The sequence below is a fragment of the Streptomyces antnestii genome (assembly GCF_004005495.1).
In the GTDB taxonomy this organism is placed as follows: domain Bacteria; phylum Actinomycetota; class Actinomycetes; order Streptomycetales; family Streptomycetaceae; genus Streptomyces; species Streptomyces antnestii.
The window spans coordinates 363,962-381,144 of the sequence record NZ_RZYA01000002.1; the positions used below are offsets into that span (position 1 = coordinate 363,962).

The window sequence follows — 17,183 nt, forward strand, 5'->3', positions numbered from 1 at the left end:
GGGGGCAGAGATACGGCAGGGGTATGCGGATGGGAAAAGGGCGGGAATTCAGAGCCAGCGCCGGGCTGCCTCGACGCTGTCGCCGCCACTGGTGTTGAACGCGATCGAGGCCTGGGGCGCGTGGCGTCGGATCAAGTTCACGATCTGCTCGAAGAGCGGGAGCAGCTGTTCCGTCTTGCGGATACCGCCGCCCACGACCACCACGTCCCAGGGACGCTCGGTCAGTGCGGCGACCAGTACGGACTCGGCCGACTCGTCGAACACCACGAGGGCCATGGCCGCATCGATGCCGTGCTCACCGAACCGGGTCAGCTCCTCGTCGAGAGCCGCGCGAAGGGCGTCCCCGTCGACGCCGGGTGCCGCTTGCGGGGCGTAACCGACAACAAGTGCAGAAGGCATACGGGCAAGCTACCGGGATTGTCCGAGCGGTGCGGGCGGGTCGAGCGGCCCGGTCGTCCCCCGGAACCGACACCGCCGGCCGTCACCCGGTCAAGGCGCTCACGCTGAGGCACTCCGGGTGACCTGCGGAGACGCTGCGCCGAGCGGCGATTGTCAGTGGGGGCTGCCATGCTGCGTCTGAGTGGGAATCGTCAGTGAACGAAAGGCCTGATCATGCTTTCGACGACGTATGTGCCGGGTGCGCCCAACTGGCTCGACCTCGGTGTTCCGGATGTGGGCGCGGCCGCCGAATTCTACGGCGGGGTGTTCGGCTGGACGTTCCAGTCCGCCGGCCCTGAAGGGGGCGGGTACGGGTTCTTCCAGCTCGACGGCAAGTCCGTGGGGGCCGCCGGACCGCTGACCGAGCCGGGCGCCACCCCGTCCTGGACGGTCTACTTCCACACGCCCGACGCGGACGGAGTCGCCAAGGCGGTGGAGGCGTCCGGCGGAAGGGTCCGCGTCCCGCCCGGCGACGTCTTCACCGCCGGACGGATGGCCGCGTTCACTGATCCGACCGGCGCGGATTTCGCGGTCTGGCAGCCCGGTGACACGAAGGGCCTCGACGTGGTGATGCAGCCCAACGCCCTGTGCTGGACCGAGCTTTACACCACCGACGACGCCACGGCCAAGGACTTCTACCGCACGGTGTTCTCCTGGCAGTACCAGAGCATGCCGACGGGTGAGGGAGGCCCCGAGTACACCGTCGTCGCGCCCGCCACGGCGTCGGACGTGGCCGAGGCGTCCCACGGCGGCATCATGCAGCTGCAGCAGGACAACCTCGATGCCGGCTCCGGCTCCGAGTGGCACCCGTACTTCGGAGTCGAGGACTGCGACGCGACGTACGCGGCGGCGACCGCGCGTGGTGCCACGACTCTCTTCCCGCCCATGGACGTGCCCGGCGTCGGGCGGATGGCGATGGTGAACGACCCGTTCGGCGCCACCTTCGCCCTGATCAAGGGCGACCCGACCATGGGCTGACGGAGTCGAGGAATTGACGGAGCTGAGGTGCCGGTGGAGCTGACGGAGCTGAGGTGCCGGCGGACTTGAGGAGTCGGCGGACGAGCGGACGGGATCAGCGCACGACGAGGACCAGCTTGCCCGTCGTCCGGCCGGTCTCGCCGAGCTCGTGGGCCTTCGCGGCCTCGGCGAGCGGGAAGGCGCCGGCGATCGTCGCGCGCAGTTCGCCCGTGGCGATCAGGCCGGCGATCGCGTTCATGGCGGCGTGATCGGACTCCACGGCCATCTCCACGCCCCGCACGCCGAGCCGCTCGGCCTCCTCCGCCAGTTCCGAGGTGCCCGTCGGCAGGATCGAGACCAGCACGCCACCCGGGCGCAGCGTGCGCAGGGACCGGCCGCGGTAGTCACCGCCGATGGTGTCCAGGACGACGTCCAGGTCACCGACGGCCTCGGCGAAGTCGGTCGTGCGGTAGTCGATCAGCTCGTCGGCGCCCAGACCGCGCAGGAAGTCGTGCTTGGCCGCGCTCGCCGTACCGATCACGTACGCGCCCCGCGCCTTGGCGATCTGCACGGCGAGGTGACCGACGCCGCCGGCCGCCGCATGGATCAGGACGCGCTGTCCGGGCCGCACCTGCGCGGTGTCGACGAGTGACTGCCAGGCGGTGAGCGCGGCCAGGGGGACGGCGCCCGCCTGCACGTGGTCCACCTGGGACGGCTTGTGCGCGAAGGCGCGGGCGGGCGCGGTGACGTACTCGGCGTGCGAGCCCGCCCCGTGCGGGTAGGGCAGCATGCCGAACACCTCGTCGCCCGGCTTGAACAGGGTCACGCCGACGCCCGTCGCCTCGACGACCCCGGACACGTCCCAGCCCAGGACGAACGGAGGCTGCCCCAGGAAGACGCCCGCCTCCCGGTGCTTCCAGTCGGTCGGGTTGACGCCCGCGGCATGAACCCTGACCAGGATCTGGCTCACGCCCGGGACCGGTCGTTCGCGCACGACCTCCTTCAGTACCTCGGGGCCGCCGAGCACGTCCTGGCTGACGGCGCGCATGGTGGCGGCGGGGGAGACGGGGGAGACGGGGGAGGTGGGTGCGGTGCTCTGTGCAGTGCTCATGAGTCCAGCGTGCCGTCACGTACCCCTGGAGAAAATGGCATGACTGCCACCCTTCGATAGAATCGTGCCATGAGTGGCAGTGGGGCGACCGATGTCCGTGACCTCGATGATCTCCGTGATCTCCGTGACCCGGGTGCCGTGCACCGGGTCGTGGTGCTGGCCCTTGACGGGGTGCACCCGTTCGAACTGGGCATTCCGCAGCGGATCTTCGGCGCCGCGGACGGCCGGTACGAGATCCGCACGTGCAGCGTCGACGGCGGCCCGGTGCGCGCGGACTCCGATTTCCGGATCACCGTCGAGCACGGCCCCGAAGTGCTGGCCGAGGCCGACACCGTGGTGATCCCGCCGGTCGAGCAGTACCCGTCCGACAGCACCGCGCTCACCGGCCCCCTCGCCGACGCGCTCGCACGCATCCGGCCCGGCACCCGCATCGTGTCCATCTGCACCGGCGCCTTCGTCCTCGCCGCGGCCGGTCTGCTCGACGGCCGCCGGGCCACCACGCACTGGGTTCTCGCCGAGAGGTTCATGCGCCTGTTCCCGCAGGTCAAGCTGGACCCGGACGTGCTCTTCGTGGACGACGGCGACATCCTCACCTCGGCGGGCGCCGGTGCCGGGGTGGATGTCTGCCTCCATGTCGTACGCCGCGATCACGGCGCTGAGATGGCCAACCATGTGGCGCGGCAGTGTGTGGTGCCGCCCTGGCGCGAGGGCGGTCAGGCGCAGTACATCGAGCAGCCGGTCCCCGAGGCGTCCACGGCCGGGACGGCCGCCACCCGGGAGTGGGCGCTGGGCCACCTCGACCTGCCGCTGACCCTGGCCGACCTCGCGGACCACGCGCAGATGAGTCTTCGGACGTTCGCCCGCCGGTTCCGGGACGAGGCCGGGATGAGCCCCGGGCGCTGGCTCACCCAGCAGCGCGTCGCCCGGGCCCGCCATCTGCTGGAATCCAGCGACATGCCGGTGGACCGGATCGCCGGGGAGGTGGGCTTCGCGACGGCCGCGTCGCTGCGGCAGCATCTGCACGCCGCGATCGGGGTCTCCCCGCTCGCATACCGGCGCACGTTCCAGTCGACAAGACAGGCGTACTGACCGGGGCAGTTGCGCCCGTCGCGGGCGTACTGGCCAGGCCGGTTGCGCGTGTCTTCATATCGCACGGTGAGACAATGGTGTCCACATGGCGGATCGCGTTTGTCGTGGGCGCCAGGTGCACGTCAGGATGCGTCCATGAACCCCGCCCTCGTCTCCCGCCGCCACGTGGATCTGCTGCGTGTCTCGGGGATGCTCTGTCGGGCGAATTCCTGCTGTCGTACAGCCTGTTGCTGACCACCCGCAACCCCGCTCGCCGCTGACGACACACCTTCCTCCAGTCCTTCGTGACCCCTGAGACGGGGTCATCACGCGCGCCCCCGCCCCTCACGCACGGCGGTGGTGTGTCCGCGTCCACCCCCTCACCAGAGGTGTTTCCCGCATGCCCTCACGCCCTGCCCCCGTACTGCACTGGTTCCTGCCCACCGGCGGCGACGGCCGCGACCCGGGCGCCGTCACCGCCGTCCAGGGCCGCACCGCGACCGCGACCCGGCGCGGCGCCGACCTCGGCTATCTCGCCCAAGTCGCCCGCGCCGCCGAGCAGTCGGGGTTCGCCAAGCTGCTGACTCCCGTCGGCCTGGGATGCGTGGATCCCTGGGTGCTGACGTCGGCCGTGGCCGCCGTCACCGAGCGGATCGGCTTCCTCGTCGCCTTCCGTGCCGGTCTCGCCCAGCCGACGCTCCTCGCCCAACAGGCCGACACCTTCCGCCGGTTGTTCGGCGACCGCATCGCGCTGAACGTGGTCACCGGCGGGGACCCGGTCGAGCAGCGCGCGTACGGCGACCAGCTCCCCAAGGAGGAGCGCTACGTCAGGACCGGCGAACTCATGCACATCGTCCGGGAGTTGCTCGACGGCAAGCCCGTCGACTTCGACGGGAAGCATGTGCGCGTGGAGGGGGCCCGCTTGGAGGACCCTGCCCTCGAGTCACGGATCCCGCTGTACTTCGGCGGCGCGTCCCCGGCCGCCGAAGACGTCTCCGCCCGGCACGCGGAGGTGCAGCTGCTGTGGGGCGAGCCGCCCACCGCCGTCGCCGAGCGCGTCGAACGTGTCCGGGCCAAGGCCGCCCGCCTCGGGCGCGCCCTGCGCTTCGGTCTCCGGCTGCACGTCATCACCCGCGACACGGCCGCCGAGGCGTGGGCGGAGGCCGACCGGATCCTCGCCGGATTCGACCCCGATGCCGTCCGTGCCTCGCAGGAACGCTTCGCACGCATGGACTCCACCGGACAGGCCCGCATGACCGCCCTGCACGGCGGATCGGCCGAACACCTGACCGTCGCGCCCAACCTCTGGGCCGGCATCGGCCTCGTCCGCGAGGGAGCCGGCACCGCGCTCGTCGGCTCGCACGACGAGGTCGCCCAGCGGCTCTTCGAGTACCGGCAGCTCGGTGTCGACGAGTTCCTCCTGTCCGGCTATCCCCACCTCGAAGAGGCGTACCGCGTCGGCGAAGAGGTGGCGCCCCGGCTGCGCGCGCTCGTGGAGGCCGCGGGATGACCCTGGTCAAGGAAGCCCACCGGAGCCGGACCGCGACCGACCCGGCGCCGGGCCAGGTCGCCGGGAAGCGTGCCTGGGCCGCCGCGACGGCGCTGCGCTGGACGGCGCTGCGCCTCCTCGCGCTCGTCGTGCTCCTCGCGGCCTGGCAGGCGGTGGTCACGGCGGAGATCTGGCCCCGCGTCCTCGTCCCGTCCCCCGCGGACGTGTGGCACGCCTTCGTGCAGGCGTCGACCGTCCACGACGGTGTACGTGGCTACAGCGGCCACCTCCTCGTCGAACACCTGGCGGTCTCCCTGCGCCGGATCGGCGTCGGAACCGGCTACGCCGCGCTCGTCGGCATCCCGCTCGGGCTGCTGATCGGCGTACTGAAACCGCTCGCCGTGGTGCTGGAACCCGCCGTCACCTTCCTGCGCACGCTTCCGCCCCTCGCGTATCTGTCGCTGCTGGTCATCTGGTTCGGCATCGACGAGTCCCCGAAGATCTGGCTGCTCGTCATCGCCGCACTGCCGCCGATCGCCGCGGCCACCGCCGCCGCGGTCCGGGGTGTGCCGGGCGACCTGGTGGAGGCCGCCCGGGCACTCGGCGCCGGGCCCGGGTCCCTGCTCCTGGCCGTGCGGCTGCCCGCCGCCCTCCCGGAGATCCTCACCGGCGTGCGCATCGCGGTCGGCGTCGCGTACACGTCCGTCGTCGCGGCCGAGACGATCAACGGCGTACCGGGCATCGGCGGCATGATCCGCGACGCCCAGCGCTACAACCAGACCGACGTCGTCATCGCCGGGATCATCGCCATCGGCATCTCCGGAATCGTCCTCGACGCGCTGTTCAAGGGCGCGGAGCGGCTCACGGTGCCGTGGCGCGGCCGCGCCTGAGTTCCCCCCAACTGCCCTTCCCTGTAATCCCTTTACGAAGGAACGATCTCTGATGCCCGGACGTACCCGCCGCACCCTCCTTCTCGCCTCCGCCACCGCCCTCGTCGCACTCACCGCGACCGCCTGCGGCGGCGGTGCCGACGCCGCGTCCGGGAGTGGGAAGACCCAGGTCCGGATCGCCTACCAGGCGATACCCAACGCCGACCTCGTGGTGAAGAACCGGAAACTGCTGGAGAAGGCGCTCCCGGACGCCGATGTGAAGTGGGTGAAGTTCGACTCGGGCGCCGACGTCAACACGGCGGTGATCGCCGGGTCGGTGGACCTCGGCCTGGCCGGATCGAGCCCCGTCACGAAGGGACTCTCGGCGCCCCTGAACATCCCGTACAAGGTGCTCTGGATCCACGACCTGATCGGCGAGAACGAGGCGCTCGTCGCCCGGAAGGGCATCACGTCGGTCAAGGCGCTCAAGGGCCGGAAGATCGCGACACCCTTCGGATCCACGTCCCACTACTCGCTGCTCGCGGCACTGCAGGCGGCCGGGCTCAAGGAGTCCGACGTGACCCTCGTCGACCTCCAGCCGCAGGACGCGCTCGCCGCGTGGCAGCGCGGCGACATCGACGCCGCGTACGTGTGGACGCCCACACTCACCGAGCTCGCGGCCAAGGGCGGCAAGGTGCTCGTGACCAGCCGGCAGATCGCCGAACAGGGCAAGCCCACGGCCGACCTGGGCGTGGTCACGAACGCCTTCGCGGCCAAGCACCCGAAGATCGTCGATGCCTGGCTCACGGCGGAGAACCGGGCCGTCGAGCTGGCCAAGAGCGATCCCGCGAAGGCGGCCGAGGCCATCGGCGCCGAACTGAACGTGAGCCCCGCCGACGCCCGCAAGCAACTCGCCCAGCTCGTCCTGCTCACGGCCGAGGAACAGCAGGGCGCCGACTACCTGGGCAAGCCCGGCGCCCCCGGCGCGCTCGCGAAGAACCTGCGGGACGCGGCGGTCTTCCTCAAGACGCAGAAGGCCGTCGACGCGGTGCCGGACCGGTCGGTGTTCGAGAAGGCCCTCGCGGTGAAGGAGCTGTCCCGTGTCGCCAAGTGAGGCCGCGCGCAAGGAAGGTGACGCCGCGCGCAAGGAAAGCGAGGCGGCGCACAAGGAAAGTGAGGCCGCGCGCCAGGAAAGTGAGGCGCTGCGTAAGAAGATTGCGGACGCCGACATCGAGCTGACGGACGTCAGTGTTCGGTACGGCACGGCCAAGGCGCCGGTGACCGCCGTCGCCGACGTGTCCCTGACCGTGGAACGCGGTGAGTTCGTGGTGCTGGTCGGGCCGTCGGGCTGCGGCAAGACGACACTGCTGCGACTGGTGGCCGGCTTCGAGCGACCGGCCACGGGAAGCGTGGAGGTGCGGCGCAAGGTCGGGGTCGTCTTCCAGCAGCCACGCCTGTTCCCGTGGCGCACGGTGGGCGGCAACCTCGCCTTCGCCCTCGCGCGCAACGGAACCCCGCGCGCCCAACGGACCTCCCGGGTAGAGGAGTTGCTGTCCCTGGTCGGCCTGCCCGGCATGGCAGGGCGACGCACCTGGGAACTGTCCGGCGGACAGCAGCAGCGGGTGGCCATCGCCCGCGCCCTGGCCACCGAACCGCAGGTGCTGCTGATGGACGAGCCGTTCGCCGCGCTGGACGCACTCACCCGCGAACGCCTCCAGGAGGAGGTCAGGACCCTCGCGGCGATCACGGGGACCACCGTCCTGTTCGTCACCCACTCCGCCGAGGAGGCCGTACTGCTCGGATCCCGCGTCCTGGTCATGGCGGCGGGTCCCGGCCGGGTGATCGACGAGGTGAGCGTCCCGCTCCCACGCGAGCCGACGACGGACGTCGCCGCCCTCCGCGGAGACCCCTGCTTCGCCGCACTGCGCGCCGAACTGGCGGCGGCGACGCGGAGGGTGGTGGCGGCCTGAGGACACGGGCCGGTCGGCAGGCGAACCGGTCAGCCGGCCGTCGTGTCCACGTCCTCAAGGCTCAGCCGGCGCCGGGCACGGCGTGCAGGACGTGCAAGTCGGCTCCGCGCCCAGTCACTTGCGCGCCCTTCGGCCGCAGCGGTGACGTCGTCCGTCGGGTGCGTGTACCGGCGTGGTGCTAACCGCGCGGGAACACCGGAGGGAAGAGTTCGTCCACCGGGCGCCGGCGGTGGTCGCGCTCCGGGTATGCCGCGCGCATCTGGTCGAACAGCCGCTGGCCGGCTCGCCGCAGCGCGGGGAGGTCGACGCCGGGGATCGCGCCGTCGCGCATGACCACCTTGCCGGCGACCATGGTGAGGACCGCGTCGCGGGCGGTGCCGTTGAGGACCAGGGTGCGCAGCGGGTCCTCGGTCACGCCCATGCGAAAGTCGTCCAGGGCGAACGCCGCGAGGTCGGCTGCCGCTCCCGGCGCGAGACGGCCGAGGTCCGGGCGGTGCAGGGCGGTCGCGCCGCCGGTCCACAGGGCGTCGAAGTAACCGGCGAGGTGGCCCTGCCCGAGGTCACCGGCCTGGAGCTTGGCGATCTGGGTGCCGACGTCGATGCCCCGGATCAGGTCGGGTGGGAAGGAGTCCGTACCGAGGCACAGGTTCACGCCCTGCGCCCGGTAGCCGCCGAAGGTGTGCAGGTTGTGGGCGTACCGGGCGTTGGTGAGCGGGCAGTGCACGATCGAGACACCGGCGTCCGCCAGCACGGCGACATCCCCCGTGTCGGTGCCGAGGATCTCGGGATGCACGTCGAGCACGACACCGTGCGGGACGATCAGCCGGTCGGACAACAGGCCTGATTCGGCGATGAGTTGGAGCGGGGTGCGCCCGTAGGTCCGCTGGATGAACTCCCGCTCGGACACACCCTGCAGGGCGTGCAGGCGTATCAGCGCGCCCCGCCGGCCGGCGGCCTCGGCGACGTCGCGGAGCAGGTCGGGGGTGAGTGTCTCGATGCGGCAGGGGAGCAGGACTCCCGTCACCAGCGGGTCGTCGAGCAGCTCGGTGTGGTCCAGGAAGCGCAGCGCGTCGGCGAGGCCGCGCCGGCCCGCCTCCTCGTCGAAGCGCACGGTGCGCTTGCCGTCGGTGCCGATCACGTTGACGCCGGAGCGGAACGAGGGGCCGAGGAACGAGCGCAGCCCGAGCCGCGACGACACCTCGGCCATCGCCACGAAGTCCTCGTAGGTCTCGGCCCAGTCGCTGTGCACCTCGGACGCGATCGGCATGTAGCTGGTGATGCCGTGCAGGGCGAGCTGGGTGAGCGCGTACTCGCGCACCGTGCGACGCTCCGCCGCGTCGAACACCGCGCGGGGCGCGTCGAAGTATTCGCTCGACCAGGTGAAGCCGGTGGACAGCTCGGGGGAGCCCCAGGAGTCCAGGATCAGGTGGTCGATGTCGGTGAGGGCGTCGAGGTCGATGAGGCCGGGGGTGATCACCGCGTCGCCGAGGTCGATGCGCTCGCCGGCCGGGTGCCGGTCGAGTTCCGTGCGCTCGCCCACGGCGAGGACGGTGTCTCCCTCGATCAGCACGGCGCCGTCGGGGATCTCCACGTGTGAGCGTCCGTCGTGGGCGATCACCCAGGACGCGGTCACCAAGGTCTTCATCGGTCTCCCTCTCGGATTTGGTACACCACGTGGGCGTAGCGCTCGCCGATGACCGGGTGGTGGGTGGTCGTCCCGCACGATCGGAACACGCCGCCGGCGTCGGTACGCGCCTTGCTGTGCGTGACCATATCCCGTCCGTGAGAAGGGACGTAAGGGCTGTTGCGGGGTGCGCTCGGGGCACGCAACGAGTCGGTCGCGGATCGAAAAAGACCCTGGTGGAAACCCGGATGCTTGGTATACCGTTCCGGCCACCCACACCCCCGAGCACCGAAGGATCGACGTGCCGGATCCGCATGAGCCGCCGAGTCGGACGCCCCGCGCCGACGCGCCGCAGCCCCCCGACGGGCAGGTGGCCACCCTGCCTTCACCGGAGCCCGTGGCCACACCCACCGAGCTCAGGCCCTCGGCGGAGATCGCCACCGCGCGGTCGCTGCTCGGCACGGCCTGGCTCCGGATCCGGCGCAGCCGGATCGCCGTCGCCGCGCTCGCCGTGGTGACCTTGATGGTCCTGTCCGCCGTCCTGGCCCCGGTGCTCGTACACATCGAGGGCTCCGACCCGTTCACCTCCCGTACCGGCCCTGACTTCCTGGACGACTTCACCACCCCGGGCCTGCCGCTCTCGTACTACCGCTTCCCGTCCGGCGAGCACTGGCTCGGTCTCGAACCGGGGCTCGGCCGCGACATCTTCGCGCGCATGGCCTACGGCGCCAGGATCTCCCTGACCATCGCGCTGCTGTCCACGGTGGTGTCGGTCGTCCTCGGTACGGTGCTCGGCGCGGCCGCCGGCTACTTCGGCGGCAAGGTCGACATGGTGATCAGCCGGGTCATGGACCTGTTCCTGGCCTTCCCGCACCTGCTCCTGGTGCTCTCGCTGACCCCGATCCTGCAGTCCCGGCTCCACGGCACCGCGCTCGACTCGGGCAGCCTCGTGCCGATCGCCTCGCTGGTGATCATCCTCGGGTTCTTCGGCTGGGCCTATCTGGCGCGGGTCGTGCGCGGCCAGGTCCTCTCGATCCGGCAGCAGGAGTTCGTCGAGGCCGCGCAGGCCTACGGCGCCTCCCACCGCAGCATCATCTTCCGGCAGATCATCCCGAACGTCATGGGGGTCGTGCTGGTCTACGCCACCATGATGATCCCCACCAACATCACCGCCGAGGCGGCCCTCTCGTTCCTCGGCGTCGGCGTCAAGGACCCCACACCCTCCTGGGGCCAGATGCTCAACGCGGCCCAGTCCGGGAACTGGTACCTGTCCGACCCGTGGTTCCTGGCCGTCCCGGCCGGCGCGCTGGTGATCACCGTGCTCGCCTTCAACCTCCTTGGCGACGCCGTACGCGACGCCCTGGACCCCAAGTCCTCCCGCAACTGATCCACTCGCGGCGCGTCCACGGTCCACCCGTGACCCACCCTCTGTTCCACCCCCTGTTTCACCGTCTGTTCCACCTCTCTGACGCGCCACACCTTTCCGTCCGCAAGGAGTAGCAGTGAATCGAAGCACCATCGCGGCGATCGCCCTGACGGCGACCGCAGGGCTGGCCCTCACCGCCTGTGGCGGCGCCAAGCCCACCCCCGGAGACAAGCAGGGCGCCAACGCCGACGCCTACGCGCCGGTCACGGTCGGGAAGGGTTTCACCACCAAGGGCGGCAACATCAACGTCCTGATGTCCTCCGACTTCCAGACCCTCGACCCCGGCAACAGCAACTACGTGCAGACGGCCAATGTCGGTCAGCTGTACTACCGCACGCTCGTCATGGCCAAGGAGACCGCGGGGCAGCCGCCCAAGATGGTCCCCGACCTCGCCACCGACCTCGGCAAGGCCTCCAAGGACGGTCTCACCTGGACCTACACCCTTAAGAAGGGGCTCAAGTTCGAGGACGGCTCGCCGATCACCAGCAAGGACATCAAGTACGGCGTCGAGCGCACCTACGCCCGCGACGTCTACACCCAGGCACCGCAGGAGCTCGACTCCGCGCTGGCGGACGACAGTTACAAGGGCCCGTACCACGGCGGCGACTTCAAGGGGATAGACACCCCGGACGACCAGACGGTCGTCTTCCACCTGAAGCAGCCGTACGCCGAGTTCCCCGCCCTGGTCTCCCGGTCCAACACGGCGCCGGTGCCGAAGGCCAAGGACACCAAGCTCGACTACACCAACCACCCGCTGTCCTCCGGCCCGTACAAGATCAAGTCGTACGACCGCGGGCGCTCGATGAAGCTGGTCCGCAACAGCAACTGGGACCCGGCCACCGACCCCAACCGGTCCGCCCTGCCGGACACGTTCACCTTCAGCCTGTCCACCGCCCAGGCCACCATCAGCCAGCAGCTCCTCGCGAACTCCGACCCGACGGCGATCACGCTGGACAGCAACGGCGGCCTCCAGGCGTCGGACGCGGCCAAGCTCAACGACCCGAAGGTCAAGAAGCGCACCGCCGCCGGCCTGCTCGGCTGCACCGACGTGCTGAATCTCAACACCGAGACCATCAAGGACAAGGACGTGCGCAAGGCGATGGCACTCGCCATCGACCGCGCCGCCGTCCAGGTGCAGTACGGCGGCGCCCGCTTCGGCAAGATCGCCCAGTCGTACATCAACCCGGCCCAGGTCGGCTACGTCCCGCAGCACACGGACCTGGACCCGGCGGGCAAGCCGAAGCTCGACGAGGCCAAGAAGCTCATCAAGGGCAAGAACGTCCCCAAGAAGCTGGTCTACGGCTACGCCGACACCAACGCCCGGTACAAGAATGTCGGCACCGTGCTGCAGCAGAACCTCAAGCAGCTCGGCATCGACCTCCAGCTCCGCCCGATCCCGGCCGCCAACTACTACACCGTGCTCGCCGGTGACCAGATGCCGGACATCGCCCGCAGCGGCTGGTGCGGCGGCGCGGACAGCGGTTCCGTGCGCACCACCATCGACCCGAACGTGGGCCCGAGCCTCGACGGCAAGACCTACGGGTTCTCCAACATCCCGCGCTACCACGACGCGAAGATCGCCAAGGCCATGTACGAGCTGCGCGGCACCAACGGCACCAGCGAGGAGCTGGGCAAGAAGTGGGCCACCCTCTACGACCAGGCCATGCAGGACTACCCGCTGGTCCCGCTGGTCCGCAGCTACACCAGCAGCGTCGTCGGCTCCAAGGTGCGTAACGCCCAGATGGGTTACTTCTTCGGCGCCATCGACCTGTCGACCGTCGGCGCCGAGCACTGACGCTCGCGGCACAAGAGAGGTAGAACGGTGAGTTCATCCCGAGCAGGGTGGTCGCAGCCATGACCAGTTTCCTGATGCGGCGCTTCGTCGCGATGATCGTGCTCCTGTTTGTCATCAGCTTCGTGACGTTCACCTTGTTCCAGCTCGGTCCTGCGGACCCGGCCGCGGCAGCCTGCGGACAGGAGTGCACCCCGCAGCGCATCGCCGAGGCCCGGGTCGCGCTCGGGATGGACAAGCCGTTCCTCACCCAGTACTTCACCTATATGTCCGGGCTCTTCAGCAGCCACATGGTGGGCGCGCCAGGGTCCCAGGCCCTGTGCTCATGGCCGTGCCTCGGCAAGTCGTTCCAGACGAACGAGGACGTCACCACCATCATCGCGAGGGCCCTGCCCTACACGCTGTCGGTGGCCTGCGGCGCCGTCGTCCTGTGGACCGTCGCCGGCGTCGGCCTCGGCCTCCTCGCGGCCCTGCGCAAGGGCAGGTTCACCGACAAGCTCATCGTCGGCGGTGCCTCGGTGGGCGTGTCCCTCCCCATCCCGGTGACCGGCCTGTTGCTGCTGCTCCTGTTCGTCAGCACGCTCGACCTGCTGCCGTTCACCACCAACGAGATCGCCTCACCGTTCGGGGCCGCGGGCCCCGGCGGCTGGTTCCTCAACTACCTGTTGCCGTGGGTCGCGTTGGCCGTGCTGTTCAGCGCGCAGTACATCCGCGTCACGCGAAGCAACATGCTGGAGACCCTCGGCGAGGACTTCATGCGGACCGCCCGCTCGAAGGGCCTGTCCCGGCGCAGCATCGTGTTCAGGCACGGAGCACGCGCCGGCCTCACCCCGGTGGTCACCATGCTCGGCCTCGACATCGGCAGCCTCCTCGGCGGCGCCGTACTCACCGAGACGATCTTCTCCGTGCCGGGCGTCGGCTTCACCGCCGTGCACGCCGCGCAGTCCGGTGACCTGCCGGTCACGATGGCCATCACGATGATGGCCGCGTTCTTCATCATTGTCGCCAACGTCCTGGTCGACATCGCCTACGCGGTGATCGACCCGCGAGTGAGGGTCGCCTGATGACCACGCCCGAAGACGCTCCCATGCTGGCCATCCGCGATCTGCGGGTGAGCTTCCCGACCGACGACGGCGTCGTGCACGCCGTCAACGGGATGGACCTGACCCTGGCGCGCGGGGAAACCGTCGGAATCGTCGGCGAGTCCGGCTCCGGCAAGACCGTCACGAGCCAGGCGCTCATGGGCCTGCTCAAGGACACCACGGCCTCCGTCACCGGAGAGATCCTGCTCGACGGGCAGGACCTCAACACGCTCACCGAGACCCAGATGCGCGCCTACCGGGGCAAGAAGATCGCGATGATCTTCCAGGACCCGCTGTCGGCGATGCACCCCTTCTACCCGGTCGGCGCCCAGATCGCCGAGGCGTACCGGGTGCACAACAACGTGTCGAAGAAGGCCGCCGCACAGGTCGCCGTCGACATGCTCGGCCGCGTCGGGATCCCCGACCCGAAGCGGCGGTACGCGGCGTACCCGCACGAGTTCTCCGGCGGCATGCGCCAGCGCGCGATGATCGCCATGGCGCTCGTCTGCGAACCCGAGCTCCTGATCGCCGACGAGCCCACCACCGCACTCGACGTCACCGTCCAGGCCCAGATCCTCGACCTGCTCAACGAACTGCAGGAGGAGACCGGGACCTCCGTGATCCTCGTGACACACGACCTCGGCGTCGTCGCCGAGGTCTGCCACCAGGTCGTGGTGATGTACGGCGGTGTGTGCGTGGAGCAGGCGACCGTGGCCAACCTGTTCGACGACCCGCGCCACCCCTACACCCAGGGCCTGCTGGCCTCCATGCCGTCACTGGCCAGGCGGTCCGAACGGCTCAGCCCGATCCCGGGCTTCCCGCCGTCGCTCCTGGCCCTGCCCGACGGCTGCCTCTTCGCGGACCGCTGCCCGAAGACGCACCTGGTCCCGGACGGCGCCTGCGCCACGCACCGCCCGACGCTGACCGGCGTCGACGGACACCCGTCGCGGTGCCACCTCGAGACCCTGCAACCGACCCGAGAGGTGGCCTGATGACGCCCCTGCTGCAGGTCACCGACCTGACCAAACACTTCCCCGTCCGCTCCCGCGGACTGCAGCGCGCCAGTGGCGCGATCAAAGCCGTCGACGGCGTCAGCTTCTCGGTCGAGGCCGGCCAGACCCTCGGCCTGGTGGGCGAGTCCGGCTGCGGCAAGTCGACCACGGGCCGCCTGCTCATGCGGCTCCTCGAACCCACCTCGGGCAGCATCAAGCTCGACGGCCGGGAAATCGCCGAACTGAAGCGTTCGGAACTTCAGGAGTACCGGCGCCGGGTCCAGATGGTGTTCCAGAACCCGTCGTCCTCCCTCAACCCCCGCCAGTCCGTGGGCAGTGCGATCGCCGCACCCCTGCTGGCCCAGGGCATCACGCCGCCCGGCGGCGTGAAGGCCAGGGTGCGGGACCTCATGGACCGCGTGGGCCTGCGCCCCGACCACTACAACCGCTTCCCCCACGAGTTCTCCGGCGGCCAGAAGCAGCGCGTCGGCATCGCCCGCGCGCTCGCCCTGGACCCGCAGCTGATCATCTGCGACGAACCCGTGTCCGCGCTGGACGTCTCCGTGCAGGCGCAGGTGATCAACCTCCTCGAGGACATCCAGCGGGACACCGGGGTGGCGTACCTCTTCATCGCCCACGACCTGTCCGTGGTCCAGCACTTCGCCGACCGCATCGCCGTGATGTACCTCGGCAAGATCATGGAATACGGGGACACCGACGGGGTCTTCGGCGCTCCCGAACACCCCTACACCCGGGCCCTGTTGTCCGCCGTCCCGCAGCCCGATCCGGCGGCGGACCGCAGCGGGCGGATCCGGCTGAAGGGCGATCTGCCCAGCCCGGCCGACCCGCCGCGCGGCTGCGTCTTCCAGTCCCGCTGCCCCGTGCAGCCGGGCCTGGACCCGGAGCGCAGGCAGCGCTGCACGGAGAGCGTGCCGAGCGGTGACGTGGCCTGCCACCATGTCGACATCGCGGCGGAGGCACTGGCGGCGACGCTCCGCTGACTCCCTCTCCGCACCGAGCCGTACCGCACAACCGCTTAACCGCTCAGTCGCACAACCGCACAACCGCACAACAGAAAGGTGACAGCAGTGTTGATCCGTGACGTCCGTCCGTGGGGTGGCGAGCGCAGCGACGTCGTCCTGTCCGGTGACCGCATCGCGGCGATCCGCCCGCACGATCCGGCGGCGGCCGCGCCGGCCGGCGAGGTGGTCGAAGGCCGCGGCCGGCTGCTGCTGCCCTCGTTCAGCGACGTGCACGTACACCTGGACTCCACCAGGATCGGCCTGCCGTTCCGGCCCCACACCGGCGGCCCGGGCGTGTGGACGATGACGATGAACGACCGGGAGAACTGGCGCTCGGCGGAGGTCCCGCTCGTGGAGCGCGTGGCCGGCACGCTGGAGCGGATGATCGCCCGCGGCACCACGCGGGTGCGGTCCTACGCCCAGGTCGACGTGGACTGCAAGCTCGAGAAGTTCGACGCGGTGGTGGCCGCGAAGGAGAAGTTCGCCGGGCAGGCCGACGTCCAGATCATGACGTTCCCGCAGGCGGGCATCCTTCGCGAGAAGGGCACCGTCGACTACCTGGAGGCCTCGCTCAAGGCGGGCGCCGAGGTCATGGGCGGCATCGACCCGTGCACCCTCGACAAGGACCCCAAGGGACACCTGGACGTCGTGTTCGGGCTTGCCGAGAAGTACCAGGTCGAGGTGGACATCCACCTGCACGAGCCCGGCCACCTCGGCGTCTTCTCCACCGACCTGATCCTTGAGCGCACCCGGGCGCTCGGCATGCAGGGCAAGGTCACCATGTCCCACGCCTACGAGCTCGGCTCGGTCTCCGAGTCCGTGAGCCGCCGCATCATCGACGAGTTCGCCGAGCTCGACATCGCGATGGCCACGGTGGCACCGTCGTTGCGCGGACAGCTCTCCCTCGTGGACCTCACGGAGGCGGGCGTCCGCGTGGGCCTCGGCGAGGACGGCCAGCGCGACTACTGGAGCCCGTACGGCAACTGCGACATGCTCGACCGCACCTGGCAGCTGGCCTTCACGAACAACTTCCGTCGTGACGACCATGTCGAGATGTCCCTCGCCGTCGCGACCATGGGTGGCGCGTCGATCATGAGCCATGACGTCCCGCGCCTCGCCGGCGTCACGGACCGCCCCGGCCTGGCCGTCGGCGACCGAGCCGACCTGCTCCTGGTCGACGGCGAGACCCCGACGAGCGCCGTGATGGACCGCGGCACGGACCGCACGGTCCTGCACGACGGAGTCGTGGTCGCGGACCAACTGGCTCTGATCCACGGCTGATCCGCGAGACACCGACGGCGCGCTTCCCCTCGACCGGTCAGGGGGAAGCGCGCCACATGTGC

The 17,183-nt window shown here is 70.3% G+C and carries 15 protein-coding genes; 12 read left to right on the top strand and 3 right to left on the bottom strand.

Annotated elements, in window-relative coordinates:
- Positions 1 to 48 precede the first annotated feature (48 nt).
- Positions 49 to 399: a hypothetical protein gene (locus EOT10_RS06390; protein WP_127827060.1), complete on the bottom strand. Its 351-nt coding sequence runs from the start codon at positions 397 to 399 to the stop codon at positions 49 to 51.
- A gap of 213 nt (positions 400 to 612) precedes the next feature.
- Between EOT10_RS06390 and EOT10_RS06395 the strand changes: the two genes are divergently transcribed.
- Positions 613 to 1,416: a VOC family protein gene (locus EOT10_RS06395; protein ID WP_127827061.1), complete on the top strand. Its 804-nt coding sequence runs from the start codon at positions 613 to 615 to the stop codon at positions 1,414 to 1,416.
- A 94-nt stretch (positions 1,417 to 1,510) separates the two neighbouring features.
- Here the strand turns inward: EOT10_RS06395 and EOT10_RS06400 are convergent, their stop codons facing one another.
- Complete coding sequence (locus tag EOT10_RS06400) at positions 1,511 to 2,506, bottom strand: NADP-dependent oxidoreductase (RefSeq protein WP_127827062.1); 996 nt, start codon at positions 2,504 to 2,506, stop codon at positions 1,511 to 1,513.
- A gap of 69 nt (positions 2,507 to 2,575) precedes the next feature.
- On the opposite strand from EOT10_RS06400, the gene EOT10_RS06405 reads away from it, so the two are divergent.
- From EOT10_RS06405 to EOT10_RS06425, 5 genes are all read left to right on the top strand, one after another.
- Positions 2,576 to 3,595 carry a GlxA family transcriptional regulator gene (locus EOT10_RS06405; protein WP_127827063.1) on the top strand — a complete coding sequence of 340 codons (1,020 nt, stop codon included), beginning with the start codon at positions 2,576 to 2,578 and terminating at the stop codon, positions 3,593 to 3,595.
- Positions 3,596 to 3,974: 379 nt separating this feature from the next.
- Entirely contained in the window at positions 3,975 to 5,084 is a 1,110-nt protein-coding gene (locus EOT10_RS06410) for an LLM class flavin-dependent oxidoreductase (RefSeq protein WP_127827064.1), read from the top strand.
- Positions 5,081 to 5,953 carry an ABC transporter permease gene (locus tag EOT10_RS06415; RefSeq protein ID WP_127827065.1) on the top strand — a complete coding sequence of 291 codons (873 nt, stop codon included), beginning with the start codon at positions 5,081 to 5,083 and terminating at the stop codon, positions 5,951 to 5,953. Before EOT10_RS06410 ends, EOT10_RS06415 begins: the two co-directional genes overlap by 4 nt.
- 52 nt (positions 5,954 to 6,005) lie before the next feature.
- Positions 6,006 to 7,046: a taurine ABC transporter substrate-binding protein gene (locus EOT10_RS06420; RefSeq protein WP_127827066.1), complete on the top strand. Its 1,041-nt coding sequence runs from the start codon at positions 6,006 to 6,008 to the stop codon at positions 7,044 to 7,046.
- Between the two features lie 88 nt (positions 7,047 to 7,134).
- Positions 7,135 to 7,902, top strand: coding sequence for an ABC transporter ATP-binding protein (locus tag EOT10_RS06425; RefSeq protein ID WP_127827340.1), 768 nt, complete (start codon positions 7,135 to 7,137; stop codon positions 7,900 to 7,902).
- A gap of 178 nt (positions 7,903 to 8,080) precedes the next feature.
- Here EOT10_RS06425 and EOT10_RS06430 read toward each other — a convergent pair whose 3' ends face one another.
- Complete coding sequence (locus EOT10_RS06430; protein ID WP_127827067.1) at positions 8,081 to 9,547, bottom strand: chlorohydrolase family protein; 1,467 nt, start codon at positions 9,545 to 9,547, stop codon at positions 8,081 to 8,083.
- A gap of 376 nt (positions 9,548 to 9,923) precedes the next feature.
- Between EOT10_RS06430 and EOT10_RS06435 the strand changes: the two genes are divergently transcribed.
- From EOT10_RS06435 to EOT10_RS06460, 6 genes are all read left to right on the top strand, one after another.
- On the top strand, positions 9,924 to 10,913 hold the full coding sequence (locus EOT10_RS06435; RefSeq protein WP_223280832.1) for an ABC transporter permease: 990 nt from the start codon (positions 9,924 to 9,926) through the stop codon (positions 10,911 to 10,913).
- A 115-nt stretch (positions 10,914 to 11,028) separates the two neighbouring features.
- Complete coding sequence (locus EOT10_RS06440; RefSeq protein WP_127827068.1) at positions 11,029 to 12,747, top strand: ABC transporter substrate-binding protein; 1,719 nt, start codon at positions 11,029 to 11,031, stop codon at positions 12,745 to 12,747.
- A gap of 59 nt (positions 12,748 to 12,806) precedes the next feature.
- Positions 12,807 to 13,808, top strand: coding sequence for an ABC transporter permease (locus tag EOT10_RS06445; RefSeq protein ID WP_127827069.1), 1,002 nt, complete (start codon positions 12,807 to 12,809; stop codon positions 13,806 to 13,808).
- Positions 13,808 to 14,818, top strand: a complete 1,011-nt coding sequence (locus tag EOT10_RS06450; protein WP_127827070.1) for an ABC transporter ATP-binding protein — start codon at positions 13,808 to 13,810, stop codon at positions 14,816 to 14,818. Before EOT10_RS06445 ends, EOT10_RS06450 begins: the two co-directional genes overlap by 1 nt.
- Entirely contained in the window at positions 14,818 to 15,819 is a 1,002-nt protein-coding gene (locus EOT10_RS06455; RefSeq protein ID WP_127827071.1) for an ABC transporter ATP-binding protein, read from the top strand. The genes EOT10_RS06450 and EOT10_RS06455 overlap by 1 nt, the downstream gene beginning before the upstream one ends.
- Before the next feature lie 87 nt (positions 15,820 to 15,906).
- The gene (locus EOT10_RS06460; protein WP_127827342.1) at positions 15,907 to 17,121 is read left to right on the top strand and encodes an amidohydrolase family protein; all 1,215 of its coding nucleotides are present in this window, start codon (positions 15,907 to 15,909) and stop codon (positions 17,119 to 17,121) included.
- The last annotated feature ends 62 nt before the right edge of the window (positions 17,122 to 17,183 follow it).